This is a genomic window from Parasphingorhabdus sp., from assembly GCF_965233695.1.
Taxonomy (GTDB): Bacteria; Pseudomonadota; Alphaproteobacteria; order Sphingomonadales; family Sphingomonadaceae; genus Parasphingorhabdus.
Genome location: NZ_OZ247497.1, coordinates 3094628 through 3120758 on the forward strand (window position 1 = coordinate 3094628; position 26131 = coordinate 3120758).

The following is a 26131-nucleotide window of genomic DNA, read 5'->3' on the forward strand; positions in this document are numbered from 1 at the left end:
AAACAAGAAAGTCCGCCAATCATCTCTGATCAGCGGACTTTCTTGTTTTTCGCTATCACTCAATCGCAGTAGAGGCAGCATTCCTGTTGGCACCCTTTTACCGGCGCCGGCGCATGACTTTTTGGCTTTGGCTTCCAGACTTTCTTCGGAGCGGCCTTCCAACGCTTTTTCGCTGGTTTTGCCTTGGTATAGATGACCTCTTCGTCAATGTAAGTTGTCGTGGTGGTCGTCGTTACCGGAGCCGACTGGATCACAATTGTGGTGACCGTTGGCTGGACATGCTGGTAGTAATATGCCGGATAATAATATCCGCCCTGCCAGCCGCTTGGATAAACTTGCCGCGTACGATATTCCGGTTGTCGATCAGGACCGTGATATCGTGGTGTGTGATTGTCAGGTGCTCGGTAATCGACGCCCGGTGCCCGAGTATATTTGTCGTGCGCCTCATAATCGCGACCATATTTCTTAAGGAGCTTGCGACAACGATCGGTGCCCTGGTCAATCGCTGCTCCGGCCAAGGCGCCAACCCCGCCGCCGATCAGTGAGCCACCCAGGCGATTGCCACGTCCGGCAATCCGGTTGCCAGCGAGAGCGCCAATTGCACCGCCAACCGCGGCGCCACCGATTCCGCTGCTCTTCTTGCAGCGTTCCAGATAAGCAAGCTCTTCGTCACCCTCATCATAGCGTGGTGCTTCTGTAACAGGGCCTTCACTACTCCAATGCGGGCCACCATCTGCATGGTTTGCCGCGGCCGGAGACGCATCGCCGTCACCAATGAATGTGCCGGAATACTGGCCTTCATAAACTCTGCCCTCGGCATCGCGATAGGTGCCCTGCCAGTCGCCCTGATAGCTTCCATCTTCCTGGTAAGCCCCGTTCCAGTCGCCTTGATAGGTTGATGAACCGCCATGCGCGCCGGAGGGGGTTGCAATTACCCGGTCATCACTCATCAATATGCTGTTGTCATAGGTGGCCTGGCCGGCCTGATAGCCATCATTATAACCCTGGTTGTAGCGATCCCAATCGAGATTATTGACGCTGTCATATACTATGCCGCGCCGATCGGTGAGGACGGCATCATTGTAATAGCGTGACCAGCCATAGCCTGCAGCGGGACGATTCAGGCCATAATAGCCGTAATTGGCGATGAAGAAACTGGGTCGGATGAACGTGTGCGGCAGTCGAAATCCACGATACGGACGTTGATATCCGCGCCGATCACCAATGCGTCCCATCCGGACTTTTGTACCGTCACGAAAATGGCGTCCACCACGAAAAGCATGGCGCATATGCCCGCCGCCCCTGTGATGCATTGTTTGACCGCCAGCTTGTTTCATCATCTTTTTCGTACCATGGGCGCTAGAGGCAAGCGCAGAAGCGGAGGCAAAAGACATGTCCGCCGGGATATTGGCTGCAATGCCGTCAGGCACTGAGTCGATGGCTGCAGACACTGCGGATGGCATCATTGCCATAGCGCCAGCCAAGCCAGCAAATAAAAGGGTCTTCATGGTAAACAACTCCCTGTTCTGACCCATGCAATAGGCACGGTTCGTCTTCCAATGGTTAACCGATAGTTACCATTTTCTGGCGCGATTGACCATTAGCAGCTTGTAAAATAGGGCAGTTTTCCAGGACTGTCTCGAAATGGGGCAATATGGTTATCAGCCTTTTAACCAAGGCTGTTAGCTATGGATCCGATCAATTCCGTGATGCCGGTTTCATCATCGTCCGAGAAGCGATCGGGCAGGGGGCTGTCGAGGTCGAGTACGGCTATGACTTGTCCGTCCTTGCATACCGGAACCACCAGTTCGCTGCGGCTATCGGCATCGCAGGTAATGTGGCCAGGAAAAGAATGGACATCAGCCACTCTTTGTACCTGGTTGGTCGATGCCGCGGTTCCGCAAACGCCTTTGCCCATCGCTATTCGGATGCAGGCTGTTTTCCCCTGAAACGGACCGAGCACAAGTTCATCATCGATCACCCGATAAAAGCCCGCCCAATTGAGATCAGGAATATATTGCCAGATAAGCGCCGAAATATTGGCCATATTGGCAATGGCATCCGGTTCGCCATCGGTTAGAGCAGCGGCAGCAGAGGTCAGGTCACCATATAGTTCGGCCGGTGTTTGATTCTGAGAGATGGAAAAATCATACATGGCTGCGGCGATCCGTTTGGGGATTGAGCATTTTTAATCTTATCTTTCTAACATATTGATATTATTATGTAGCAATCGAGAATGTTGTGTTTTTCATGCTATCGAGACTGCCGAGTTTATACAGAATATAAACAGAATCGCTTACAAAATTTTGCTATGATCCTTGCTCAAGAACAGACAAAGGAAATTTTCGTCCAGCGATAAAGCACAGACCGACATTTCTACCAGAATATACGAGCTGTAGGAAAGTCCCAATGGGTACGAATATACCGCTTTTGTATTAAAGGGGCTGCAACTTTTGGGGTAACGCCTGCTTATTGAACCAAGCCCTTGCGGTTTCGGCAAAAAGCACGGGATCTTCGCTGCTCCATCCGTGGCCCACGTCCCGAACTGTCATGGCACGGCATTGTTTCAACTTGTTTTGAAATAGCGACAGATCACCGCGTATGGCGTCATGTTCTTTCTCTCCTGCCAGGACCAAAGTGGGCGTAGCGATCAGTTCCATTTTTTCTCTCACATCAAATTCAATCGCCAGACGCCCGACTTTGCGCATCGTTTTCGGGCTGGCATTGGCACGGCTTTCTTCGTCTGATGCCAAGCTATAGTCATCCAGACCCATCATTTTGACCATTTGTTTTCTGAACCACCGAAATCGCATCAACGGTGACGAAAGCGTTGTGGCTAGAATCATGAGTTTGGGATGGGGCATGTTTCCGGCATGTACTCCGCTGATCATGGCCCGCTTGATCAACTGGGGATGCTGGAGGAGGAGGTGAAGACCGACATATCCCCCCAAGGACAAGCCAACCAAATTCACAGGTTGATCACCAAATAGCTCCTTTATCAGGTCAGCTACGTCATCTGCTGCCTGGCTTAGCGATATCAAAGGCTGTGCACGGTTGTTGCCATGGCCGGGAAGATCGGGAATGACGCTGTAAAAGTCCGGAAGTAGGTCTGCGATTTGCCACCACATTCTTCCGGTAAAGCTGCCGCCGTGGAGAAAAACCACTGGAGGGCCATCAGGGTTGCCGCGCAATACGGGTTGCAGCTTCAATCCTTGTCTCCCAAAAAGTCAAAAATGGCGGAGTAAAATTGATCGGCATTTTCGACATGGATCATATGCCCGCCGGGCAGCGCGATCAGCTGCGATCCGGCGATGCCGTGATGGAATATTTTCGCACCGGCATGGGTGGATTTATTGCGCTTACCGATGAGGATCAGCGTTGGCATGATCAGTTTGGACAAATGCGGTCGGCCATCATATCGAAGGGCGGCATCGAGACTTTCTTGTATGCCTTGCGATGTCATGGATCCGATTTGCTCGTAAAGATGCTGTTTTACAGGCTCCGGTTCTGACAGGCCAGACAACCATGCCAGGCGGCGGGGGCTTAGTCGTCCCATGATCGACTTGGCAATTCTGGCGATAAAATGCGTCGCGGGTGATTGCAGTACCGTCGGCACGGCTTCGGCGAGTACCAATGCTCTCACACGATGTGGGTGGCGGGCGGCCAGTTCCAGTGCAACCATGCCGCCAAGCGAATGACCAACCAGCGCGAAACGATCGGGTAACAGTGGTTCTATATAATCCGCAAAACCTTCTACCGTAGGATGAGAAATAGGAGCAGCGGCACCATGACCCGGAAGATCAGGTTTTATGCCGTCAATATCGGCGCGCCATGTTCTGCTGGATAAGCCGGCGCCATGTAGCCAGACAATATTATCTTTATTTGGACGGCTTACATTGCCTTCGCCCGGGTACACCATTGATGATCCGCTTTCGTCAATATGAACCCTGCTAGCTGTTCTTAAGACGTTAGCGATTGATATAGGCTTTACGAACCGTGACACCAAGCGCGGATTGTTCGGTCTGTCCCGTTTTCGTGACTAGGTCCGGATGGGCGGAGCGACCAAGCGAGGATCGGCAACGGTAGTATATCCGTCAAACAGCTTCAACTGTTCACCATTTCCGAGATCGCCGCCAGAACAGTTCAACAGCTTGTTAATGCAATTGGTCGTCCATTTTTCCATCACGCTGTCGTCCCACGCACCAAACCAGTCGGAATGGAAAGTCGAACCGGGCGTATGCGGCATCATGCCTTCCATACGATCGGACGAGAAGTGCCAGGTTTTCGTCATCGGGTCCAAATTTCCGGTGCGATCCAATGTGTCATCGGTCGTGTACCAAGCGCCAAGCGTAAAGGTTGGGATGACATAGGGATGCGTATCCGGGCATTTCAGATAGCCCCAGTCTCCATAGGACGCTTGCGCCATATGCGAGCGATGATCGGGACTATCCAAGTTAACTCCGTCCCAACATGGTGGCGCTGATATAATGGCGCCAAGCTCTGCACCTGATGGACAATTGGGCGCTACTTCCGGGATATTGGCATATTTGCCGGGCGTGCTGCCCTCACCTTGGCAATTGAGGTAAAAGGGCGATCCATTAGCCGGATCTTGCATATTATAGCCGAAAACATAGCGCAGGCCGCGGGGCAGGGCGACGCAGGCTTTGCCCATACGTTGACATTCCGGGTCAGTATCCGGACGACGCTTGTAATATATCGTGACACGGTTGGGCATTACGACCTGACCTTCGCCGTTCATCATGGATGGTATCCAATAAGCCGAGCGGTTCAATATATTGTTGCACGTGCTTTCGCCGGTGGTGCGCAGCGACTCGTATGTCGAATTCGCATCCGCCCCGGTATTGCCAAAGAACGTATGCAGATGTGATTTGCCAGGCTGTCCGGGATAGACGATCGGATCATCATAAGCATTGTGGCTTGGCGTACATTGGAAACGAAATGCACCTACCACGTCAGGAGCGGCACTGACAGGAATGTCACCATGACCCCAGGATGGAACAAGATAGTCGTCCACGTTGAAATTGCTAGGGATGGACGGCAGGCCTTCCAGTGATCCCGCGGGTACCGGCGCGGGAGTCGGGGTTGGCGATGGCGAAGGACTGGGCGCAGGTGTCGGTGTAGGCGTCGAAGGCGCCGCCGCAGGGGTTGCAGGCGAACCGGGCAAGGTTACATTGCTGTCACCGCCACCTGATTGTGATTTGCAACCGGAAACACTGGCGAGCGCAATTGCAAGTGCCAGAAACATCGGCTTTGAACGCCGCGCGGACGATGTATTTTTAAAATTTTTCATGAAGATGCGCATTAGGCACAATCATTTAATCAGCGCTGTTGCCCTATGGTTAACCAATATTAGGCATAAGGTGTAACGGCCTGTAATTAAGGTGACTTTGCGGGCTTTTGGATCGAACGGTTGTAACCTGCGTTGAACGGTGCAGCCGCAAACTAGTCTAAGGTAGGTTTGCTGCGCATTTTTTTTATGCCCGACTTTTTCTTCTTGGAATCAACGCGGCGGGCTTTGGCCGCGCGGCTCGGACGGGTCTTTATTCTGCGGGCATCCTGCTTGTGCGCTTCAACCAGCATATCCTCAATCCGCTTGCGAGCTTCGGCGCGATTGGCTTCGCGTGTCCGATGCTCACGGACCGTGATAATGAGTTCGCCGCTGCTGGTCATTTTGCGACCAGCCAGTATGCGGAGTTTTCGAAAGGCAAATGGCGGTAAGCGCAGTGCATAAACATTTAGGCGCATCTGAACGGTTGTCTCGACCTTGTTGACATTCTGTCCGCCCGGTCCAGACGCCGCCAGAAATGTTTCGCTTATCGCGCTCTCGGGAATTTCGAAGGCCATATCGTGTCTCTAATCGATAGCGATAAAACAGCATAGAGATAGTTGGCGATCTCATTTTGGGCTGAACGTTGAGGGGCGCCAGACAACAAATTTGCAGTGAAAAATAGTGCCAAAATTGATCAAAGCATGCTTTTCGGGGTGTTTCTCTAAAGAAATTTCAATTTTTTTTCGTCGAACGCGAGAGTCCTGAAACGACTCATTTCTGCGGGTTACAGAGTCAAACCACCCCTTGCGACTCGTGCTCAATCCTACATTAATCTAAAATTAACCTTTTACGTTCATCTGTCTTATGGTTAATAAATGATCCAGGGGCTTCGGGAGTGTACCTGTCGCCGGTGCGTAAATTAAGAAAAGGGGCTGCCCAATGCGTGTGCTGCTGATTGAAGATGAGCCAACGACCGCAAAAGCAATTGAGCTGATGCTGACGACCGAAGGCTTTAACGTATACACAACGGATTTGGGTGAAGAAGGCCTCGATCTGGGTATGAACCGCCCCGGGATTGCCGGAGGCCATTTGGTTTAAGTTAAGCGGCCATGTTGGTTTCGTCCAGCATGGCGTAGTAGTTTTTCTCAGCTTCCACGGGCGGGATATTGCCGATGGGTTCCAGCAGCCTTTTATTGTTGAACCAGTCTACCCATTCCAGTGTGGCATATTCGACGGCCTCTAACGACCGCCATGGTCCGCGCCGGTGGATTACCTCTGCCTTGTAAAGGCCATTGATTGTTTCAGCCAAAGCGTTGTCATAGCTGTCGCCGACGCTGCCGACCGATGGTTCGATGCCTGCCTCGGCCAAGCGTTCAGTATATTTGATCGATACATATTGACTTCCGCGATCGCTGTGATGGATCAGACCGCCGCGATGCGTGGGCCTGCGATCATGTAAAGCCTGCTCCAAAGCATCGAGAACAAAGCTGGCATGGGCGGTTCGGCTCACCCGCCAGCCAACAATGTAGCGGGCGTAAACATCGATCACGAAGGCGACATAGACAAAGCCCGCCCAGGTTGCGACATAGGTAAAATCTGACACCCACAGCATATTGGGCGCTGGCGAGTGGAACTGCCGGTTCACATGGTCAAGCGGACAAGGCGCTGCTTTATCGCTGACCGTGGTGCGCACTGGCTTGCCTCGTATCACGCCTGCCAAGCCCATGTCGTGCATCAGCCGTTCGACCGTGCAGCGTGCAATATCATAGCCTTCACGCTTCATCTGCCGCCAGACCTTGCGCACGCCATATACCCCGAAGTTCTCGGCAAACACTCGGGCCACCTCCGGCTTCAGCAGTATATCGCGCTGCGCGCGGGCTGACATGCGTGATGGATCTTGCCGCTTGGCCACATGACTATAATAGGTTGACGGGGCGATCGGCAGCAACTTGCAGATCGGCTCGACCCCATAAGATCCACGGTTATCGTCGATAAACGTGATCATCGCTTGAACGGGCGGTCGAGCTCCGCCTGAGCAAAATAAGCCGATGCCTTACGTAAAATCTCGTTGGCCTGGCGCAGTTCGCGGTTCTCGCGTTCCAGTGCTTTTAGCTTGTCAGCAACATCGCTGGGAACCCCGGCGCGCGTGCCGCTATCCACTTCCGCTCGCTTCACCCATTCATGCAGTGTCGGCGGTGAGCAGCCGATCTTCTGAGAAATGGACACCACCGCTGCCCAGCGCGATGGATAATCCTGTCTGTGCTCCAGCACCATGCGGGTCGCCCGTTCGCGAACCTCCGGTGAAAACTTGTTTGTGGTCTTGCTCATAATAGCTCCTTCTACTCAAGAGTTGGAGCCTCCGGCAATCCCGGGGCGGTTCAGTAAGCTTTATGACTATGATATTATATGTCTCGATCTGAACCTGCCTGACATGCATGGTTATGATGTGCTGAAAAAACTCCGCGTCGCCAAGGTGCAGACGCCCGTTCTCATTCTTTCCGGTATCAGCGAAATGGACAGCAAAGTGCGGTCCTTTGGTTTTGGTGCCGATGATTATGTGACCAAGCCTTTCCATCGCGAAGAGCTGGTTGCCCGTATTCACGCTGTTGTGCGCCGTTCCAAAGGCCACTCACAATCGGTTATCCGTACCGGCAAGCTTGCAGTGAATCTGGACGCCAAAACTGTTGAAGTTGATGGCAACCGTGTTCACCTGACCGGTAAAGAATATGCGATGCTTGAGCTGCTCTCCCTGCGTAAGGGCACGACGCTCACCAAAGAAATGTTCCTCAACCATCTTTATGGCGGCATGGACGAGCCGGAACTCAAAATTATCGACGTGTTTATTTGTAAGTTGCGTAAAAAGCTGGCTCTGGCTTGCGGCGGCGAAAATTACATCGAGACCGTTTGGGGCCGCGGCTATGTTCTTCGCGATATGGAAGAAGAAGTCGGACCCGAGGTTCAGGTCGCCTAAGACTTATCAGATCACTACCCAAATAATAATCGGCGGGATCCCATGGATCCCGCCTTTTTTTGTTTATTGCGGCAGCGCTGTGTCGAGATACCAGCGCTGGTCTCCCTCCAGAGCCAGGGCCGTAAGCTTTTCCGTATAATAAGCGCCGGTATCGATTCCGATCCGGTTTCCTTTTTCGACGACGTCATCGTTAATGGTGTGACCATATACGATCACTTTCTCATGGGGTTCGTCGATTGACAGAAATTCTTCTCGAATCCAGCGCAAATCTTTAGGCTTCTGTTCTTCGAGAGACACGCCGGGACGGATGCCAGCATGAACAAAAGCATAGTCGCCAACCACAATCTGGTTCTCAAAAGCTTTGACAAAATCGATATGCTCGGACGGGATTAGGTCCGGCAATCGCTCAGCCAGTCCCGTGTTGTCGAGATCCATATATTCCCGCATACTAATCTCATAACTCAGGATGGTTTCCTTGCCGCCGATGCGGTTGAAAAAACGGGTCGCTTTTTCATCGCCAGTGGCTGCTTTCAGATAAACTTCTTCATGATTGCCCATCAGAAACCGGACATCACCAAGTTCCTGTTTGAGCTGCATCGCAGTTTCTAGCACTCCGGCACTGTCCGGTCCCCGATCTACCAAGTCGCCGAGGAAGATAATTTCGCTGCTGATATCTCCGCGTTTGGCATCATCATCGATGATTTTCTCGATTAATTGCTGCAGCAGATCGTTGCGACCATGGATATCACCAATGGCATAGATGCGCCGACCTTCGGGCACAGCAGCACTGTCCAACGGGCGCGGTTGTGGTTTTTTATTGAACAGGCGCTTTAACATAGTGCCGCAAACTTCGTTTCATTTGCTAAAAATTCAAGAGGCGGACGTTATTTTTACGCCCGTCGCTTATGCTTTATAGTCATTATAGATGAATGGGTAATGTAGAAAACTAGCTTTCAACTGTGAAGCTTAGACCGGCATTTGCTTCGAGCCTTTTGGTTAGCTTCTTGCCCATCAAGGCGCCCGGCGTCCAAATGCCACCACCATGTTTGTTGCCATCCAGAGCTATGCATAACGCCGCTTCTGCAATCATCTTGGATGTTGAGCCATAGCCTGGATCCTTGTCGCCCTTCACGCATAGCGCAGCGGTTTCGCCATCAGTCGTTTCGCCGAGGAATAGAACATCGTAAAATCCGTTTTCGCGTTCTTCCTTGGTTGGGCCTTCACCCGGTTTCGGTGCGTCGTCGCCGCTTAGCGGGTTGGCTTTGGCTAGCATTTCTGCTGCCTGCTTGCCCATGTCTCCCGGGCTGGTGACGACCATTTCATCATATTTGAAATCCTCGCCATAGGGAAAATCGAGCAGGAAATTGGTGCGATGGACATTCTTGGTGTTGATCGGAGCCATGATGAATGGCGCAACCCAGCTATCCAGCGTCTTGTCCTTTTTAGGGATCATCATATTGGGTTGATCCGGCCCTTCAAATCCAGGGGTTAGACCGAAGCTGCTCGCTAGAATTTTGACGAGGCCAGGATTTTTGGCAATAGCCTTCATCGTTTCTTTCAGGCTTGCTGCGGTGCCACCAGAAAAAGTTCCCTCCATGGCGCGAACACGACCTTTCACACGTGTCGCTGGCTTGCCGAAGCGCTTTTTCATTTCTTTTTGCAGCATCAACACGCCAAGATCGAACGGGATGGAGTCGAAACCACAGGAAAAACAAATCTGCGCGCCGGATTTCTCGGCCGCTTCCTTATGTTCGTCAATTTTCTGGCGCATCCAGCCAGGTTCACCGCAAAGATCGACATAGTGGGTGCCATTCTTGACACAGGCGGAGACCAGTTCGTCGCCATAAAGCTGGTAAGGGCCAACGGTGGTCAGGATCACTCTGGCACGGCTAGCCATCATGTCGATAGAGGCGGCGTCATCGGAATCAGCCACAACCAAAGGTGTTTCCTTGGGTGCGCCGATCAAGTCACGGACCTCTTCCAGCTTTTCTAACGAACGGCCCGCCATAGCCCATTTCGGAGCGTCGCCGCCGATGCCATATTGCTGGGCCATATATTCGGCGACCAGACGGCCTGTATAGCCGGTTGAACCATAGATTATGACATCAAATTCGCGTGCATCGGACATAGAAAGCGTCCCTCCTGATTTTCAGTTTTGTTTCGAAACGATCTTATGACTTAGAGTTTTGGCAGAGTCACGCCTCTTTGCCCCATATATTTGCCCGAGCGCTCGGCATAGCTGGTCTCGCAAGGCTCATTGCCCTTTAGAAACAGAAACTGGCAGGCGCCTTCATTGGCATAGATTTTCGCGGGGAGGGGAGTGGTGTTGGAAAATTCCAGTGTCACATGGCCTTCCCAGCCCGGTTCCAGTGGCGTGACGTTCACGATAATCCCGCAGCGTGCATATGTGGATTTGCCGAGGCAGATGACCAGCACATCACGCGGAATGCGAAAATATTCGACCGTTCGGGCGAGCGCGAAGCTGTTGGGCGGGATGATACAACAGTCTGTCTTTCGATCTACAAGGCTGTCCGCATCAAAATTTTTCGGATCAACCACCGCACTGTTCACGTTGGTGAAAATCTTGAATTCATCGGCTACCCGGGCGTCATAACCATAAGAAGACAGACCATAGCTGATACATCCATCCCGTTTTTGTCCTTCAACGAAGGGTTCGATCATTCTGCTATGGTTGGCTTCCTGGCGGATCCATCTGTCGGAAAGTATACTCATGTCTCTCTTTCTTTTGGGTATCAGCTTGTCTGGGGATTCGGCTTGAGATTTTCACTTCATGCCAGCAAGCTCAGGGACGCACAACATTCCAGTTCACTGGCCCGTCAATCCCGCTCACGCGGCGCATGTCCGATGCTCTCCACATCACCCAAGGCTTGGTTGCATAATCGGGGGGAAAGAAATTACCTTCGAGCCAGAATGTACGGCTGATGCCGCTACTGATCCGGTATTCTTCTTCGAAATCTGGTGATACGATAATGATAGCTGGTTTGCCGCTGTGACCTTCAATCTGATTGAGAAATGTGTTGAGCTCGCTTAGCACCAGCGCGCGCCCCGGTCGGTCTTTACAATCATTTTCATAAGCCAACCTGACGGCAGGCGGCAGGATATTTTCTTCCCGGGGAACAGTCGTTACAAACATGGTCGCTTGATCAGTAGCCAGGCGGCACAGATCATATTCATGGACAGCACCATAGCGAATTCCGGAATCGCGGGCACCTTGCATATTGCCAGCAAAGCGAGTGTCGCGTTCTTCCGCGCCATTGGTTGCGCGGATATAGGCGAAATCCACACCAGTCGCGCCCGCTACATTCCAGGCAATATCGCCATGGCTGGCATCCACTGACACACCTTGCACCGGATATTGACTGCGCGGCGGCGCCCAGCCAACGGCAATATTGCGCAAAACGAACGCAATGACCAACACCGCAATGGTAATCAGGCCGACACGCAGCATGCGATTTTTTCTGTTCTGCTTGGACACCCTATTTCCCTGACGCGCTACTCAACTGCTCCATCGGCAGAGAATCAATCAATTCTTGATATGCAATACACAGATCAAAGTGAATAGGCGACGGGCGGTTTTAAAATCGACCTCGATTTTCCCATCCAGCCGCTCGGTAAGCAGTTCCGCGCCATGGTCATGGACGCCACGCCGGGCCATATCAATCGTCTCGATTTCTTGCGCGCTCGCTTTGCGAATAGCCTGGTAATAGCTATCGCAGATCGCGAAATAATCGCGGATCGGGCGACGGAAACGGCCCAGCGCAAGAATCAGGGTTTCTAGCGGCTCGCCATTTTCTCGCGCGATGGAGATAACGAGTCTGCCTTCCTGTACGCTTAGATGAAGCTTATAGGGGCCGGCATAGCCATCTTCGTGTTCGCGGAGCGGCTTAAAGTGGTTTTCTTCGATCAGATCAAAGATTGCAATGCGTCGCTCCTGCTCGATATCGGCATTGCGCCACAAGATGGTCGCCTCATCGAGTTCAACATTTATGATGCGCGGATCGGACATTCCGGCTCTGTTGCCGCAGCCTTGGGTTCAGGACAAGTTTTTTTGCAGTGCGGCACAAAACAAAAGCATTTATCCACAAGACTGTCCCCGCTTGATTTGAAAATTTACCCGAACGCTCTTGCCCTGAATCGCCAGAGCGTGAATGATAAGCCCATGGCCGAGTTAGTTCGTTTCGATGCAGTTGAAGAAGATTCCCAGCGCCTGCCACGCAATGTCGAGGCAGAAGCTACGTTTCTGGGCGCGTTGTTGATTGACAATCGCGTGGCCGAAGATGTGCAGATCAAGCTGCGCCCGGAACATTTCTACGAACCGCTCCACGGCCGGATCTACGAACAAGCTTTGAAACTGCTCGACCGGAATATGGTGGTCACGCCAGTAACGCTCAAACCCTATTTTGAAGCCGATGAAGCCATGAAGGTGCTCGGTGGCCCGTCCTATCTCGCCAAATTGACCGGCGATGGTGCTGGGCTGATTGGCGCGCGCGATTTTGCAGACCAGATATATGATCTCGCGCTATTGCGCGAATTGGTTACCGTTGGCCGGACTTTGGTCGATAGCGCGCTGGATACGAGCGAAACGGTTGATCCCAAAATTCAGATTGAAGAGGCTGAATCGGCCCTTTACCGGGTTTCGGAAGGCGAAGCGCAAGAAGGTGGCGTGAAGTCTTTCCTCGCGGCTTCTACCGAGGCGCTTAACAATGTTGAGCGGGCGTTTAATAGCGGTGGCAAGGTATCGGGCATCACCACTGGCTTGACCGATCTCAATGCAAAAATGGGTGGCCTGCACAATTCGGATTTGCTCATATTGGCTGGACGTCCCGGCATGGGTAAAACTTCGTTGGCGACGAATATTGCGTTCAACGCGGCCAATCGATTTCGGCGGGATATTGCTGACGGGATTGAACCGGAAGATTCACTGGGCGCCAAAACCGCGTTTTTCAGCCTCGAAATGTCCGCCGATCAGCTGGCCACCAGAATATTGTCGGAACAGGCTGAAATCAGCTCCGAAAAACTCCGCATGGGTGCAATCAGCCGGGATGAAATGCATCGGCTTGCTTTGGCGTCGCGCGAGTTGCAGGATTTGCCGCTATTCATCGATGACACGCCTGCGCTAACCATTGCGGCGCTGCGGACCCGTGCGCGGCGATTGCAACGGCGTAGCGGTATCAACCTGATAGTCGTCGATTATCTTCAGCTTTTGCAAGGGTCTGGTCGTGCAAACGATAACCGCGTCAACGAGATTTCGGAGATTAGCCGTGGGCTCAAAACTCTGGCGAAAGAGCTGAATTGTCCAGTGATCGCGCTATCCCAGCTCAGCCGTCAGGTGGAAAGCCGCGAAGACAAACGCCCACAGCTTTCAGATTTGCGTGAATCTGGCTCGATCGAGCAGGATGCCGATATCGTAATGTTCATCTATCGTGACGAATATTATCATCTCGCCGTGAAGCCCGATGATCCGGATGAAAATTCAACCGAGGAACAGAAAGCCAAATATCTCGCTTGGGAAACCGACCATCAAAGCAAGGTCGGCAAAGCGACGGTTATTGTGGCAAAAAACCGCCAGGGTTCGACCGGTAACATCCAGCTGAGCTTCCTGAGCGAGTTCACCAAATTTGGTGATCTGGCTTATGGCGATGCGCCGGATGATTATTGATCCGATAGCGGGCGTTGAATGTCGCGGGTTAGATCACGGTTCAGCGATTTTTCTTAAACAGCGACCAGAGGCTTTTTCGCTCTGAGGATTCTAATCTTTTGGTGGCTGTAAAAGCTGTTTCAACAACGCCTAAAACATGTGCTACGCGACCTGCGGCTTGCTGCCCTTCGTCTATCGCGCCTTCTATATAGCCGGGAAATTGCGCGGCAATTTCTGAGCACGCGAATGTCACGCGATCTTCTATCTTCCGCAGTACAGCATCCGGAGCAAGCATTTGACCGGCCGTCACATGAGCATTGTAGCCACCGCCCACCCATGGGTCATCTACCCATATGCGTTCGAATTGTGCGATCGGGTCCGCTGCGGGCGCACCGAATAAGCGGACCAGTGGTTGCTGGACTTGTTCCCATCGCTGCTCGGGTGAAAAACCAGCGAGATGCCTTGCATTTGGTCCGCCGATAAACACAGTCAAGCGAGGCTTGCCGTGCTCTTTCAAGCTTGTATCAGCGGTCGCTAAGCCGGAAAGGTTTATACTGCTGCTCATACCCGAATTGCCAGCATCGCGCCAAAACGGGCGGCCATAACATAGGGTCATTTTAATCATGTCGCCTGCTTGATAGGCCTGCAATGCCGGTTGTGACCAGTGAGTTGAGGGCATGAAATGTCTGGCAATTGTGGGGGGAACCGCGACGATAACAACCTCGGTTTCGATGGTTCCAAATTCGGTTTCGACTAAAACGCTATCGCTGCCGATATCGACAGATTCCACAGGTGTTTGCAACAGCAATCGATTACCCATTTGCTCCGCAAGGGAAGCCACCAACGCGCCAAGTCCCTCTTGGATATGAAACTCCCAATCCTCACGATGTGAGTCATATCGCTCAAAGACGTCAACGGCATGCGAAAACTGGAGCTGGTGCAATGGCATGCCGAACAGTTCCTCAACCTGGGATGCAATCAGGCTCTGGAATTCAGTAGCTATAGACAGTTGAGAAATCGCATCCGCAGCTGTTTTTTCGGGATTATTGTATAGCTCGACCAGTTTGGTTTGGCTGCGGGTTGGTTTTTCGAAAAGCGTTTCCATTTTACGAAAGGCCGCAATTGCAGTTTCGCCGTCCGCTCCATCGCATATATAGCGGCCAATATTTGGCAGGGGAACGGGATGGAGCCCAGACCGGGTTACTGCTGAAAACAGCTTTTGCATATCGGTGTTCAGCGCTTGTGCGCCATGTTCGATAATTTCACCATCGGCGGTATATTCGGTTTCGATACGACCTCCGACGCGGTTTTGTGCTTCGATCAGGCAAAAGTCGATGTTCGCTTGATCCAACTGAGCCGCGGCCGAAAGCCCCGACATGCCAGCTCCAATGATTACAACATCAACTTTGTCAGGAAGAGTTCGGTGCATTATTCTACCTATTTTGGACAGGGGGAGCTTCCAAAATAGGTATCTCGTCCATTCGCAACAATGGTCCACTGCGAGTTATTGTTACATTGCGTTACAATGTTCTTGGTAACGGATAATCCGATGGTAGATATGGTTAAAAAATCGGGTCGTTTGCACCATTTTCATCATCATCTGCAGTCGGCAACGGCGTGACGTCCTCATGGATACCGCATTCGGTCTTGTCCCATCCGCGCCAGCGACCAGCTCTTGGGTCTTCGCCTGGTTTGACTTTGGACGTGCAAGGCGCGCAGCCAACCGAGAGATAGCCTTGTGCTTCCAGCGGATGGCGGGGCAAGTCATGTTCTGCGAAATAGGCTTCTAGATCATCCTTGACCCAATCGCCGAGCGGATTGATTTTCAGGCGGCCGTCTTCAACCTCAAAGCGTGGCAGGTTCTGGCGGGTGACCGACTGAAAGGCCTTGCGACCGGAAATCCAGCTGTTGAGACCGGATTTGGCACGCGCCAAAGGTTCGACCTTGCGGATTTCACAGCAACCATCGGGATCAAAGGACCAGCGCAGCTCGTTCCCGTCCTTTGCGGCAAGGACGACCGGGTCAGGACGCACAATATTGGCATTTTGAATGCCCAGTGTTTCAATCAGCGTTTCGCGATATTCCAGCGTCTCGGGGAACATTTTCAGTGTGTCGACGAAGGTCACGGGAATCGAGGGATCAGCTTCAGCGACCAGATGTAGCAGCACTGCGCTTTCGGTTCCGAATGAGGAAACAACTGCCACCTCACCAAGATTGCCTTCCTCGAACAGGGCTTTAAGCATCGCTGACGCATGGACGCCTTCAAAACGCGCGTTCAGCGCGTCGGCATCCGCCTGCGTGAAGTTAGGGCGTGCATCGATTATATCGATTTTGCGAGCTGGCTCACCCATGACGTAATTTCCAAATGGGCGCGCGGTTATCTGTAGTTCCCTGATAAACAGCGTCATAAAGTTCCAGCGCTTTGTCCATGACTTTCGGATCAATGGGCGCATCAGGTGCGAAGGCATCGAAACCGCAGCGGCGCATATAGGCGATCTGATCGACTAGCACGTCACCGCTGGCACGCAATTCCCCCTTATAGCCGGCCTCGCGCAGGATTTGTGCAGCGGAATAGCCACGGCCATCGCCGAAGACAGGGAAATCAATCTCAATCAAGGCCAGGCGCTCCAGTAACGGAATTAGCAGCCGAGCATCTTCACCCGCCTCGATCCGCACGGCAGTGGCATTGGACTGATCCAGAAAGGCATCCAGCGACACGGCTGGCTCTTCATGGACGTCGTCATCGCGAAAACGGATTGCCTCAACCATAAATAGCCTCCTTGAACCGTTCCATGCCAACGCGGCGATAGGTGTCGATGAAACGCTCGTCCTCCTGCCGTTCTTCGAGATAGACATTGGTCACGGTTTCAATCGCATCGATCACCCCATCTTCGCTAAAGCCGGGGCCGGTGATTTTGGCGAGACTGGTGTCTTCGGCAGCAGAACCGCCAAGCAGCAACTGGTAATTTTCGGTGCCTTTCCGATCGACACCCAATATACCGATATGGCCGGCATGATGGTGCCCACAGGCATTGATGCAGCCGGAAATTTTCAGCTTTAACTCGCCCAATTCGCGCTGACGGCCGAGATCAGCGAAACGTTCGCTGATCTTCTGTGCCAGCGGAATAGAGCGTGCATTGGCGAGGCTGCAATAGTCCAGGCCAGGGCAGGCGATGCTGTCGGTGATCAGGTCAAGATTGGCCGGTGCGAGACCCGCTTCATCCAGTTTCTGCCAGAGCGCATAGAGATCGCTCTTTTTGACATGGGGTAGGACGATGTTCTGGCTGTGGGTCACGCGCAGTTCGTCAAAGCTATATTGCTCAGCGAGGTCGGCCATGAGATCAATCTGCGCTGATGAGGCATCACCGGGAATGCCGCCTTGCGGTTTCAGGCTGATGACTGCAATCGCATAGCCCGATTGCTTGTGCTCGACAGTATTCTGATCCACCCAAAGGTTGAAATCCGGATCTGACAGATCAAGGTCATCACGCGCATCGGGATCAAAAGGCGGATCGACAAAATATTCTGAAATGCGCGCTAGCTCTTCCACTGGAGGATTAAGGCCCAGCGTTCTCATATGGGCGAATTCTTCTTCGACCTGGCGGGTATATTCTTCCTTACCCAATTCATGGACGAGGATTTTGATCCGCGCTTTATATTTATTGTCGCGCCGCCCGTAGCGGTTGTAGACGCGCAGGCAGGCCTCGGCATAGCTGATCAGCTCGTCTGCAGGCACAAAATCCCGGATTTCGGGGCCGATCATCGGTGTCCGGCCCATGCCGCCGCCAACGAAGAATTTCGCGCCCAGTTCGCCGTCCTTGTGAACGAGCTGAATCCCAATGTCGTGAAGGCGCATTGCTGCACGATCTTCATCACTCGCAATCACGGCAATTTTGAACTTGCGTGGCAGATATGAGAATTCAGGGTGAAAGCTCGACCATTGGCGCAGGATTTCTGCCCAAGGCCGCGGATCAGCGATCTCGTCGGCTGCTGCCCCGGCATATTGGTCGGATGAGATATTGCGAATGCAGTTGCCGCTCGTCTGGATCGCGTGCATTTCGACTGATGCGAGATCGGCGAGGATATCTGGCGCATCTTCCAGCTTGATCCAGTTATACTGAATATTCTGACGCGTGGTAAAATGCCCGTAATCGCGGTCATATTTGCGCGCAATGTGACCGAGCATCCGCATCTGTTTGCTGTTAAGCGTGCCATAGGGGATGGCGACACGCAGCATATAGGCGTGCAGCTGCAAATAGAGTCCGTTCATTAAGCGCAGCGGTTTAAACTGGTCTTCTGTCAGCTCACCCGCAAGGCGGCGTTCGACCTGGTCACGAAATTCCGCAACCCGTGTGTCGACCATCTGCTGGTCATATTTGTCATATTGATACATGGCTAAATCACCCAGTTTCCAGCCTCAGGGTCGGCTGGCTTTAATGTTAAATCCGGTCTTACTGTTGGTCCCAGCGCCCGCACGCGGTCTTTGATATGCGCAGGGCGAGGGCCGTCGTCGGTCATCTCTGCTTCAATCGCGTAGGGAACATTGACCCGGCGCGCGGCTTCTTCTTCGCGCAAGATGGCTTCGAAATTCTCGCCGACATCTACAGCATCTTCGACATGGCGCGACCAGTCGCTTCCGGTCCACCAGGTCACATCGCCTGTTTTGAGATCATTTCCGGTTAGTATTTTCAAAATTCCACTCCCGCCATTTGGGCATATTCAAGAAATTTATCGGTTGCGTCACCATAGCGAGCGACTTCACCGACGACCAAAAGCGCCGGGCTTTTTACTTTTTCACGCCGCACAAGATCGCCGAGATCGGTCAGCAGTGTCTGGAGCGCCCGAAAATTATCCCGTGTTCCGTTTTCAAGCACCGCAACTGGCAAGTCGGGTGAGGCACCGTCAGCGATGAGTTTTTCAACAATCGCTTCGGCGTTTGCGACGCCCATATAGATGACCAGCGTACGACCTTTGCCCGCGAGTCCAGACCAATTCTGGTCAGAAAGCCCTTTGCATTGGCCCGCAACAAATGAGACGGCGCTCGATGCATCACGATGGGTCAGGGGCATTTTTGCCTGAGCGGCACAGCCGAGAGCAGCGCTGATGCCCGGTACCACTTCCACCTGCACGCCCGCTTTAATGCAGTCACTCGCCTCTTCGCCGCCGCGACCAAAAATAAAAGGGTCACCGCCTTTCAGGCGCACAACCTTATGACCTTTTTGGGCTTCAGCAATCAGCAAGGCGTTAATCGCGTCTTGCGGCATGCTATGGCGTGATCGTTGTTTGGCCACTGAAATTCGCGTCGTTGTATCAGGCGCCATAGCCAGGATATCTGCGCTTACCAGACCATCATGTACGATAATGTCAGCCTCTGAAAGCAAGCGAGCCGCGCGAAGTGTCAAAAGCTCCGGATCACCGGGGCCGGCACCGACCAGATAGACAATGCCGCTTTTTTGCAATTGACGAGCGGTGGAGAGATTAGCTTTTTCCATTGAGCCGATATGCGCCGTTAAGCCGCCGCGATCAAAGCAGAAGTTTTTTCAGCGACCTAAGATATACTATTCGCCGTTTTTGGACGTCAAAAACTGTCATTCGTCTTTAAGGCCGACACCTATTGATGCCCGGGTTTGCTCTGCTTCCATCGAAACAACCGGATAAGCGCAGTAGTCAGCGGCATAATAAGCGCTTGGGCGATGGTTTCCGGAGAGCCCTATTCCGCCAAAAGGTGCTTCAGAAGAAGCTCCGACTGTCATCTTGTTCCAGTTGACGATACCCGCCCGGCTGTGGGACCAAAACTGATCATATTGCTTGGCTGTGCCGCCGATCAAGGCTGCGGACAAGCCGTATCGGGTGTTATTGGCTTCTGCGATGGCGGTTTCAAAGTCAGCCACGCGAATGATCTGTAATATCGGGCCAAACAATTCAATATCGGGTCGCTCTTCCATGTCAGTGACATCAATAATGCCCGGCGTAAGAAAAGGGCGATCGTCAATTGGCCGCGCCATATGTTTGATCGGGCGACCACCGTGGCTCATCAGTGCCAGAAAACTCTCGGTCAGACCGTCTGCAACCTCATTGTCAATAACCGGGCCCATAAAGGGTGCAGGCTTACTGAAAGGTTCATCGATAATAAGGCGATCCGCGATCCGCTTTACTTCCTTTACGATGCGATCATAGAGCTCATCTTTCACGATCATCCGGCTTGCTGCAGAACAGCGTTGTCCAGCCGACAAAAATGCAGATTGGATGACCAGTACAGCGGCACTATAGATATCGTCAGTATCCCAGACGATTATCGGGTTATTGCCACCCATTTCCAAAGCCAGAATTTTATCAGGTCGCGTCGCAAATTGGCGATTAAGGGCAATCCCCGTTTGCGCCGACCCGGTAAACAGCACACCATCAATATCTTGATTTGCCGTTAGCTGCTTGCCCACGTCTGGACCGCCATGCAGAATGTTTACGACACCATCGGGCAAACCGGATTTGGTGAAGGCGTCAACCAGGAATTGGCCGACAGCCGGTGTTTTTTCAGATGGCTTGAAAACGACAGTATTGCCGGCAATCAGTGCTGGAACGATGTGCCCATTTGGCAGGTGGGCAGGGAAATTATATGGGCCTAAAACCGCGAGAACACCATGCGGCTTGTGCCTTAAAGCCGCGCGCATATTGGGCTGGCTTGGTAATTGTCGTTGCGGTGTACGGTCGGCATAGGCCTTCACGGAAATATCTATTTTTTTGACAACCGCTTCTGCTTCCGTCCGCGATTCCCAGATTGGTTTCCCGGTTTCACGAGCGATCAACTCGGCCAGTTCTTCCGACTGGTTTCTAATGCGATTGGCATAGCGGCGTACCGCTTCAATCCGCTTGGTTAGCGGAAGCGCGGCCCAAGCCGGCCAAGATTTCCGGGCCATCGCAACGGCGCTGTCGGCATCGCCTGCTTCGCCCTTCCATAGGATTGCGCCAGTAGCCGGTTCTGTTGAAATAAGTTGTGTCAAAATCAATCCGTTACAGTGATATTCAAATCAAACAATCATTACGTTTATGTCGAACTCTAACTAGCTGATACAGCATAAAAATCCAGCAACTAAAACGCTAATTTCTTTCGCATGCGTTCATACAAAGAGTTACTTTTCGTTACAAATCTCTAAGTGCCTGGCCCATGGTTCTAATTGCCTCAATTTTGCTGGTTAACGGTTGCCAGTTATCATCTTGCGCGATGGCATCCCAGATTGATTCAACCTCTTCGATATGCAGAGAGCAGGGAGTATCTGCTTGCCAATAGACGTGTTTTGATTTTCTTGCACGTTTTCGTTGACTCATTTCCATGGTGAAGGATTTGAATTCTTCGGTTTCGTAACCTTTTCGGTCGGCGATGGTGCCATGGCCCCAGTCAAAAAAGAACTGGTCAATCGTTACCGTTTTTTGACTCAACGCCTGTTCAGCCGCAACCACCAGCGGTTTGTCTTTATCGAAACCTTCGCTTTCCAGACCAAGCCGCCAGCAGAAATGCTCCGTAAACGCTTCGCCATAGGATCGCGGAAAGCCCTCTAACGTGGCAACCAAAGGATCACTGTCGCAAACCAGTCTCAGCGCGCTGGCCAATTGTGCGAGATTCCAATGCAAGGCTTCTGGTTGCCTCGCAAAACAATATAATCCCTCATGATCAAAATAGGCTGCGGTAAAACCGGGTTCCCAATAGGGTGTGAAGCGCCACGGGCCATAATCGAAACTTTCGCCAGTGATGTTGATGTTATCTGTGTTGAGCACGCCATGAACAAACCCGGCGGTCATATAGCTGGCGGCCAATTGCGCTGCTTTGTTGGCAACATGTTGGAACATTTCCGTGGCGGGATTATCGGTTTTCGCGCCACCAAAGAAATGGGTGAGACAATAATCGATCAGCGCGTGCATCAAATCTTCATTCTGTTCCGCGGCGATGCGTTGAAAAGTGCCAAAACGGATATGGCTGTGACTGAGCCGCGTCATGACAGCGGAACGGGTAGGCGAGGGCTCGTCATTTCGTTCCAGTGCCTCACCCGTTTCGACGAGTGCAAAGGTTTTTGATGTATCAACGCCAAGCGCTTCGAGCATTTCAGTGGCAAGGATTTCGCGCACACCGCCTTTCAGGGTCAAGCGTCCATCGCCCGATCGGCTCCACGGCGTAGTTCCGGACCCTTTGGTGGCCAAATCCATTAGCCGGTTTTCATGGTCACGCATCTGCGCAAACAGAAATCCGCGACCATCGCCTATCTCGGGATTATAGTTGCGAAATTGATGGCCGTGATAGCGCAACGCAAGCGGCGGATTCAAATTGCCGGGCAAGGGCGCAAATCCACCGAAATGATCGAGCCAGTCTTCTTCGCCAAGATCTGCCAGGCCGATTGTCTGACCCCATCGATCATTACGAAAGCGCAGAATGTGCTTGGGAAATTGCGCCGGTTTTACCGGGTCGCCGATTTTTTCACCCAGACCGGTAATCTTGACATCCGCGCGATAGGGTGAAGGGGAGGGTTCTGCTTGTGGTTTATATGGCATTTCCTGATAGTGGGGACTAATCGGGGTTGCGGCAAGTCAGAACCGGGGGGAACTACAAATATGACCAAAGAGAAATTCTATCAGGATCAATATTGGCAATCCGGAGACGGTTTGAAACTGCATTATCGTGACTATCCGTCGGATAGTAAGAAGATACCGATCATATGCATCCCCGGGTTGACGCGGAATGTTCGGGATTTCGAACATCTGGGAACGCATTTGATGGCCGAGCGCCGCGTTATCATGGTGAACCTGCGTGGTCGCGGTGCCAGTGAATATGCAAATGACAGTGGGACCTATAATCCGAAAACCTACGTGAACGATATAATCCGGCTGATGGACGAAATCCATGTACCCAAAGCGATATTCTTCGGAACATCACTTGGTGGTATTGTCACCATGGTCATGGCCTCTAAGCATCAGGGGCGTGTTGCAGGCACTTTGTTAAACGATATTGGCCCAGAGATAGATCAACGGGGATTGGATCGGATCGGGGAATATGTCGGGCAGGGGCGCAGTTTTGATACATGGGCTCATGCGGCCCGTGATTTGGCAGAATCCGGGGGTGATATATATCCAGATTACACCCTCAAAGAATGGATCGCGTTCGCCAAGAAGGTATATCGCATGAACAGTTCGGGTCGGATCAAGCTGGACTATGATATGAAAATATCGGAACCGTTTGAAAGCAAGGGCGGCGGCAGCGACGCCATGTGGCAAATGCTCGAAGCTCTCAAAGCAGTGCCAACGCTAATTTTGCGCGGCGAGCTATCAGATTTGTTCAGCGATGCAACAGCCCGAAAAATGCTGGGAATATTAGAGCAAGGCGAGCTGGTGACGATCCCGCGGGTCGGGCATGCGCCCAGCTTGGAGGAGCCAACATCGCTTGACGCGATTGCCGCATTGCTTCAACGCATCGAATAATTTTCCAACATTTGAAAAACCAGCACAGCCGATGAAGTCTTCCAAAATCTTGCATATGCACAGCACGTTCAATCTTGGCGGCAAGGAAGCGCGTGCGGTGCGACTGATGAACCATTTTGGCGGGCAGGCAGAGCATACGATATTGTCAGCAGAGCCTGACAGCCTTTCTGCCCGGGACGCGATTGACGCGAAGATAAAGGTAAATTTTCCGAAAGATGCGCCTTCACTGGCCGGGAAGCCGTCATTAAAGCGTTACCGCGAACTGGTCGCCTATTTTCTGAACTTTGATTTGATCCTGTCCTATAACTGGGGATCGATGGACGGGGTGATGGCAAGGACATTATTCTCGCGCGTCCAGGGCCTGCCGCCATTGATCCATCATGAAGACGGCTTCAACGAGGATGAGCGCAAGAAGCTCAATTGGAAACGCAACATGTTCCGGACGTTCGCCCTGGGCGGCAGTCAGGCACTGGTGGTGCCATCTGAACGGTTGCAAACCATCGCACAGTCGGTCTGGAAACAGCCCGAAGAAAAGGTTCACCGCATTCCGAACGGCATAGACGTGAAGCGTTTTGACAAAAAGCCGCAGCGCGGGGCGCTGCCGGGCTTTAAAAGAACGAAGCAAGAAGTGGTCGTCGGAACACTTGCGGGTCTCCGCGCGATCAAGAATTTGCCGCGGCTCGTCCGTGCTTGCGCGGCGGCAGGGGACAACGTCAAACTGGTCATCGTTGGTGAAGGCCCGGAAAAAGAAACGATATTGGCAGAAGCACAGCGGTGCGGGATGGAAGATCGCCTGCTCATGCCCGGCTTTTTGCCTGATCCTTCCCGATATGTTGGGCTTTTCGATATATTTGCCCTCTCATCTGACAGCGAGCAGTTTCCGATATCGTTGATCGAAGCGATGGCAGCCGGCCTTCCTGTGGCAGCAACCGATGTTGGTGACATCAAATCCATGGTATGTCAGGCCAATCAGGGATTCATAAAACCTGCTGATGATGAAGCCCAGTTTGTTGAAGCGCTCACAACACTCGTCCAGCATGAACAGTTGCGCGGCGATATTGGCGCGCAAAACCGGATGAAAGCGCAGGCAGAATATAATGAAAGCAAGATGTTGGCGCGCTATGCGTTATTATATGGGCACGCGCTGGGACGGCCAAAATTTGGTTCATAGTTAGAGATTACAATTAGTTTGGGCATTTGCAGATTTTTTCGCACAATTTTGCCATGCGCTGTCTATAAGGCAGTTATGGGGCATATGAGGAGAGTATAGTGTTTAAAGGGGTCAAGCCAATCCAGTATAACGGTCGAGAAGTCTGGCCGTTGATCGAGGGTGGCAAAGGTGTTGCTGCGACCAATCATGCCAGTTCCGGAGCATGGGCGGCGGCTGGCGGAATCGGAACTGTCTCGGCGGTTAATGCAGACAGCTATGATGCCGATGGCAATGTGATCCCGCAAATCTATCATGGCAAAACCCGTGGTGCCCGGCATGAAGAGCTTGTCAAATATGCGATAGATGGCGCCGTAGCGCAGGTCACCCGCGCGTTCGAAATGTCCAATGGCAAGGGCGCGATCAATATCAACGTCCTTTGGGAAATGGGCGGTGCCCAGCAGGTCCTGCACGGCGTGCTTGAACAGACCAAGGGTATGGTAGCGGGCGTCACATGCGGCGCCGGCATGCCTTACAAGCTCTCTGAAATAGCCCAACAATATGGCGTGAACTATCTGCCGATCATCAGCTCGGCCCGCGCCTTTCGCGCCTTGTGGAAGCGCGCCTATCACAAGGTTTCCGACCTTATGGCAGCGGTTGTTTATGAAGACCCCTGGCTGGCCGGCGGCCATAACGGTCTCAGTAACGCGGAAGATCCGCGCAAGCCGGAAGATCCCTATCCCCGCGTCAAAACCTTGCGGGAAACCATGCGCGGCGAAGGCATAGACGACAGCGTGCCAATCATCATGGCTGGCGGTGTCTGGGCCCTGAAGGACTGGGACAACTGGATCGACAATGACGAACTTGGCCAGATCGCCTTTCAGTTTGGTACGCGGCCGTTGCTGACGAAAGAAAGCCCGATCCCGGATAGCTGGAAAAATGAACTGACCAAGATCAAGGAAGGCGATGTGCTGCTACACAAATTCTCGCCGACCGGCTTCTATTCATCTGCCGTCCGCAACGCATTCCTGCGTAGCCTTGAAGCGCGTTCCGAACGTCAGATACCCTATTCGACCGAAAAGGCAGGTGAGCATACGCATCAACTGGATGTCGGCGTAAAGGGCAAGAATTTCTGGGTGACGCGGAACGATCTGTTGCGTGCGCGCGAATGGGACGGCCTCGGTTTTACCATGGCGCTCAAGACTCCAGACAACACGATTGTTTTCACCACACCGGACGAAGCCAAGATGATCCGCAAGGATCAGGCGGACTGCATGGGCTGTCTGTCACATTGCGGATTCTCTGCCTGGAAAGACCATGATAATTTCAGCACCGGGCGACTCGCGGACCCTCGCAGCTTTTGTATCCAAAAGTCATTGCAGGAAATTGTCCATGGTTCTCCGATCGAGGAACATTTAATGTTCGCCGGACACGGGGCCTATAATTTTGGCAAGGATCCTTTTTATTCCAACGGGTTCGTCCCAACGGTCAAACAATTGGTCGATCGCATCCTGACCGGCGAATAGACATGCTTTCGTGCCGTTAACCTTTTGATACCTTTTCCCATTTACCTGTCGTTACAGGTGGGTTGAGATTAGGCAG

General features: G+C 52.5%; 25 protein-coding genes, 1 pseudogene and 1 other annotated feature. Of the genes and pseudogenes, 6 read left to right on the forward strand and 20 right to left on the reverse strand.

Features of this window, described 5'->3' with window-relative positions:
- Nucleotides 1-59: 59 nt before the first annotated feature.
- From ACO6S1_RS14710 to arfB, 6 genes are all read right to left on the reverse strand, one after another.
- Nucleotides 60-1508: an RcnB family protein gene (locus ACO6S1_RS14710; RefSeq protein ID WP_422343381.1), complete on the reverse strand. Its 1449-nt coding sequence runs from the start codon at nt 1506-1508 to the stop codon at nt 60-62.
- A 161-nt stretch (nt 1509-1669) separates the two neighbouring features.
- A complete protein-coding gene (locus tag ACO6S1_RS14715) occupies nt 1670-2155 on the reverse strand; it encodes a GAF domain-containing protein (RefSeq protein WP_422343382.1) in 486 nt (161 codons plus the stop codon).
- 280 nt (nt 2156-2435) lie between these two features.
- The gene (locus ACO6S1_RS14720; protein WP_422343383.1) at nt 2436-3209 is read right to left on the reverse strand and encodes an alpha/beta fold hydrolase; all 774 of its coding nucleotides are present in this window, start codon (nt 3207-3209) and stop codon (nt 2436-2438) included.
- Nucleotides 3206-3919, reverse strand: coding sequence for an alpha/beta fold hydrolase (locus tag ACO6S1_RS14725; protein WP_422343384.1), 714 nt, complete (start codon nt 3917-3919; stop codon nt 3206-3208). Before ACO6S1_RS14725 ends, ACO6S1_RS14720 begins: the two co-directional genes overlap by 4 nt.
- 120 nt (nt 3920-4039) lie before the next feature.
- Nucleotides 4040-5311, reverse strand: coding sequence for a DUF1996 domain-containing protein (locus ACO6S1_RS14730; protein WP_422343385.1), 1272 nt, complete (start codon nt 5309-5311; stop codon nt 4040-4042).
- A 152-nt stretch (nt 5312-5463) separates the two neighbouring features.
- Nucleotides 5464-5865, reverse strand: a complete 402-nt coding sequence (gene arfB / locus ACO6S1_RS14735; RefSeq protein WP_422343386.1) for an alternative ribosome rescue aminoacyl-tRNA hydrolase ArfB — start codon at nt 5863-5865, stop codon at nt 5464-5466.
- Nucleotides 5866-6229: 364 nt separating this feature from the next.
- On the opposite strand from arfB, the pseudogene ACO6S1_RS14740 reads away from it, so the two are divergent.
- A pseudogene (locus tag ACO6S1_RS14740) lies at nt 6230-6349 on the forward strand (DNA-binding response regulator); the annotation flags it as partial.
- Between the two features lie 40 nt (nt 6350-6389).
- On the opposite strand, the gene ACO6S1_RS14745 reads toward ACO6S1_RS14740, so the two are convergent.
- Nucleotides 6390-7618 (reverse strand): IS3 family transposase gene (locus tag ACO6S1_RS14745; protein WP_422343068.1). Its coding sequence is split into 2 segments (ribosomal slippage): nt 6390-7330 and nt 7330-7618, totalling 1230 coding nucleotides; the frame shifts between segments, so codons are not numbered across the junction.
- Nucleotides 7221-7337 (reverse strand) — a sequence feature (AL1L pseudoknot). It overlaps the preceding gene by 117 nt.
- Between ACO6S1_RS14745 and ctrA the strand changes: the two genes are divergently transcribed.
- Entirely contained in the window at nt 7605-8261 is a 657-nt protein-coding gene (gene ctrA / locus ACO6S1_RS14750; RefSeq protein ID WP_422343387.1) for a response regulator transcription factor CtrA, read from the forward strand. The genes ACO6S1_RS14745 and ctrA overlap by 14 nt on opposite strands.
- 63 nt (nt 8262-8324) lie before the next feature.
- On the opposite strand, the gene ACO6S1_RS14755 is transcribed toward ctrA, so the two are convergent.
- The 5 genes from ACO6S1_RS14755 to ACO6S1_RS14775 form a co-directional block, all read right to left on the reverse strand.
- Nucleotides 8325-9098: a metallophosphoesterase family protein gene (locus tag ACO6S1_RS14755; protein WP_422343388.1), complete on the reverse strand. Its 774-nt coding sequence runs from the start codon at nt 9096-9098 to the stop codon at nt 8325-8327.
- Nucleotides 9099-9207: 109 nt separating this feature from the next.
- On the reverse strand, nt 9208-10389 hold the full coding sequence (locus ACO6S1_RS14760; RefSeq protein WP_422343389.1) for a saccharopine dehydrogenase family protein: 1182 nt from the start codon (nt 10387-10389) through the stop codon (nt 9208-9210).
- A gap of 50 nt (nt 10390-10439) precedes the next feature.
- Complete coding sequence (dcd, locus tag ACO6S1_RS14765) at nt 10440-10994, reverse strand: dCTP deaminase (RefSeq protein WP_422343390.1); 555 nt, start codon at nt 10992-10994, stop codon at nt 10440-10442.
- A 70-nt stretch (nt 10995-11064) separates the two neighbouring features.
- Nucleotides 11065-11757, reverse strand: a complete 693-nt coding sequence (locus ACO6S1_RS14770) for a glycoside hydrolase family 25 protein (RefSeq protein ID WP_422343391.1) — start codon at nt 11755-11757, stop codon at nt 11065-11067.
- 48 nt (nt 11758-11805) lie between these two features.
- Complete coding sequence (locus tag ACO6S1_RS14775) at nt 11806-12288, reverse strand: UPF0262 family protein (protein ID WP_422343392.1); 483 nt, start codon at nt 12286-12288, stop codon at nt 11806-11808.
- Between the two features lie 153 nt (nt 12289-12441).
- Between ACO6S1_RS14775 and ACO6S1_RS14780 the strand changes: the two genes are divergently transcribed.
- Complete coding sequence (locus ACO6S1_RS14780; protein ID WP_422343393.1) at nt 12442-13941, forward strand: replicative DNA helicase; 1500 nt, start codon at nt 12442-12444, stop codon at nt 13939-13941.
- Between the two features lie 40 nt (nt 13942-13981).
- On the opposite strand, the gene ACO6S1_RS14785 is transcribed toward ACO6S1_RS14780, so the two are convergent.
- From ACO6S1_RS14785 to ACO6S1_RS14820, 8 genes are all read right to left on the reverse strand, one after another.
- Entirely contained in the window at nt 13982-15349 is a 1368-nt protein-coding gene (locus ACO6S1_RS14785) for a flavin monoamine oxidase family protein (protein WP_422343394.1), read from the reverse strand.
- Nucleotides 15350-15482: 133 nt separating this feature from the next.
- A complete protein-coding gene (locus ACO6S1_RS14790; protein ID WP_422343395.1) occupies nt 15483-16271 on the reverse strand; it encodes a phosphoadenylyl-sulfate reductase in 789 nt (262 codons plus the stop codon).
- Nucleotides 16264-16689 (reverse strand): DUF934 domain-containing protein, encoded by a 426-nt coding sequence (locus ACO6S1_RS14795; RefSeq protein ID WP_422343396.1) that lies wholly within the window; start codon nt 16687-16689, stop codon nt 16264-16266. The genes ACO6S1_RS14790 and ACO6S1_RS14795 overlap by 8 nt, the downstream gene beginning before the upstream one ends.
- Entirely contained in the window at nt 16682-18313 is a 1632-nt protein-coding gene (locus ACO6S1_RS14800; protein WP_422343397.1) for a nitrite/sulfite reductase, read from the reverse strand. Before ACO6S1_RS14800 ends, ACO6S1_RS14795 begins: the two co-directional genes overlap by 8 nt.
- A gap of 2 nt (nt 18314-18315) precedes the next feature.
- Nucleotides 18316-18612 carry a DUF2849 domain-containing protein gene (locus ACO6S1_RS14805; RefSeq protein ID WP_422343398.1) on the reverse strand — a complete coding sequence of 99 codons (297 nt, stop codon included), beginning with the start codon at nt 18610-18612 and terminating at the stop codon, nt 18316-18318.
- Nucleotides 18609-19412 carry a uroporphyrinogen-III C-methyltransferase gene (gene cobA / locus ACO6S1_RS14810; protein ID WP_422343399.1) on the reverse strand — a complete coding sequence of 268 codons (804 nt, stop codon included), beginning with the start codon at nt 19410-19412 and terminating at the stop codon, nt 18609-18611. The genes ACO6S1_RS14805 and cobA overlap by 4 nt, the downstream gene beginning before the upstream one ends.
- A gap of 96 nt (nt 19413-19508) precedes the next feature.
- Nucleotides 19509-20921 (reverse strand): succinylglutamate-semialdehyde dehydrogenase, encoded by a 1413-nt coding sequence (gene astD / locus ACO6S1_RS14815; RefSeq protein ID WP_422346205.1) that lies wholly within the window; start codon nt 20919-20921, stop codon nt 19509-19511.
- 136 nt (nt 20922-21057) lie between these two features.
- On the reverse strand, nt 21058-22458 hold the full coding sequence (locus ACO6S1_RS14820; protein WP_422343400.1) for a protein adenylyltransferase SelO family protein: 1401 nt from the start codon (nt 22456-22458) through the stop codon (nt 21058-21060).
- A gap of 60 nt (nt 22459-22518) precedes the next feature.
- Between ACO6S1_RS14820 and ACO6S1_RS14825 the strand changes: the two genes are divergently transcribed.
- From ACO6S1_RS14825 to ACO6S1_RS14835, 3 genes are all read left to right on the forward strand, one after another.
- Nucleotides 22519-23382, forward strand: a complete 864-nt coding sequence (locus ACO6S1_RS14825; RefSeq protein ID WP_422343401.1) for an alpha/beta fold hydrolase — start codon at nt 22519-22521, stop codon at nt 23380-23382.
- 31 nt (nt 23383-23413) lie between these two features.
- Nucleotides 23414-24553: a glycosyltransferase family 4 protein gene (locus ACO6S1_RS14830; protein ID WP_422346206.1), complete on the forward strand. Its 1140-nt coding sequence runs from the start codon at nt 23414-23416 to the stop codon at nt 24551-24553.
- Nucleotides 24554-24651: 98 nt separating this feature from the next.
- The gene (locus ACO6S1_RS14835) at nt 24652-26055 is read left to right on the forward strand and encodes an NAD(P)H-dependent flavin oxidoreductase (RefSeq protein WP_422343402.1); all 1404 of its coding nucleotides are present in this window, start codon (nt 24652-24654) and stop codon (nt 26053-26055) included.
- Nucleotides 26056-26131 lie beyond the last annotated feature (76 nt).

Bases quoted from the DNA above. Each gene is read 5' to 3' on its own strand.
- ACO6S1_RS14710 (WP_422343381.1), bottom strand. From the start codon at position 1,508: ATGAAGACCCTTTTATTTGCTGGCTTGGCTGGCGCTATGGCAATGATG.
- ACO6S1_RS14715 (WP_422343382.1), bottom strand. From the start codon at position 2,155: ATGTATGATTTTTCCATCTCTCAGAATCAAACACCGGCCGAACTATAT.
- ACO6S1_RS14725 (WP_422343384.1), bottom strand. From the start codon at position 3,919: ATGGTGTACCCGGGCGAAGGCAATGTAAGCCGTCCAAATAAAGATAAT.
- ACO6S1_RS14730 (WP_422343385.1), bottom strand. From the start codon at position 5,311: ATGAAAAATTTTAAAAATACATCGTCCGCGCGGCGTTCAAAGCCGATG.
- arfB (WP_422343386.1), bottom strand. From the start codon at position 5,865: ATGGCCTTCGAAATTCCCGAGAGCGCGATAAGCGAAACATTTCTGGCG.
- ACO6S1_RS14755 (WP_422343388.1), bottom strand. From the start codon at position 9,098: ATGTTAAAGCGCCTGTTCAATAAAAAACCACAACCGCGCCCGTTGGAC.
- ACO6S1_RS14760 (WP_422343389.1), bottom strand. From the start codon at position 10,389: ATGTCCGATGCACGCGAATTTGATGTCATAATCTATGGTTCAACCGGC.
- dcd (WP_422343390.1), bottom strand. From the start codon at position 10,994: ATGAGTATACTTTCCGACAGATGGATCCGCCAGGAAGCCAACCATAGC.
- ACO6S1_RS14775 (WP_422343392.1), bottom strand. From the start codon at position 12,288: ATGTCCGATCCGCGCATCATAAATGTTGAACTCGATGAGGCGACCATC.
- ACO6S1_RS14780 (WP_422343393.1), top strand. From the start codon at position 12,442: ATGGCCGAGTTAGTTCGTTTCGATGCAGTTGAAGAAGATTCCCAGCGC.
- ACO6S1_RS14785 (WP_422343394.1), bottom strand. From the start codon at position 15,349: ATGCACCGAACTCTTCCTGACAAAGTTGATGTTGTAATCATTGGAGCT.
- ACO6S1_RS14790 (WP_422343395.1), bottom strand. From the start codon at position 16,271: ATGGGTGAGCCAGCTCGCAAAATCGATATAATCGATGCACGCCCTAAC.
- ACO6S1_RS14795 (WP_422343396.1), bottom strand. From the start codon at position 16,689: ATGGTTGAGGCAATCCGTTTTCGCGATGACGACGTCCATGAAGAGCCA.
- ACO6S1_RS14800 (WP_422343397.1), bottom strand. From the start codon at position 18,313: ATGTATCAATATGACAAATATGACCAGCAGATGGTCGACACACGGGTT.
- cobA (WP_422343399.1), bottom strand. From the start codon at position 19,412: ATGGAAAAAGCTAATCTCTCCACCGCTCGTCAATTGCAAAAAAGCGGC.
- ACO6S1_RS14820 (WP_422343400.1), bottom strand. From the start codon at position 22,458: ATGCCATATAAACCACAAGCAGAACCCTCCCCTTCACCCTATCGCGCG.
- ACO6S1_RS14825 (WP_422343401.1), top strand. From the start codon at position 22,519: ATGACCAAAGAGAAATTCTATCAGGATCAATATTGGCAATCCGGAGAC.
- ACO6S1_RS14830 (WP_422346206.1), top strand. From the start codon at position 23,414: ATGAAGTCTTCCAAAATCTTGCATATGCACAGCACGTTCAATCTTGGC.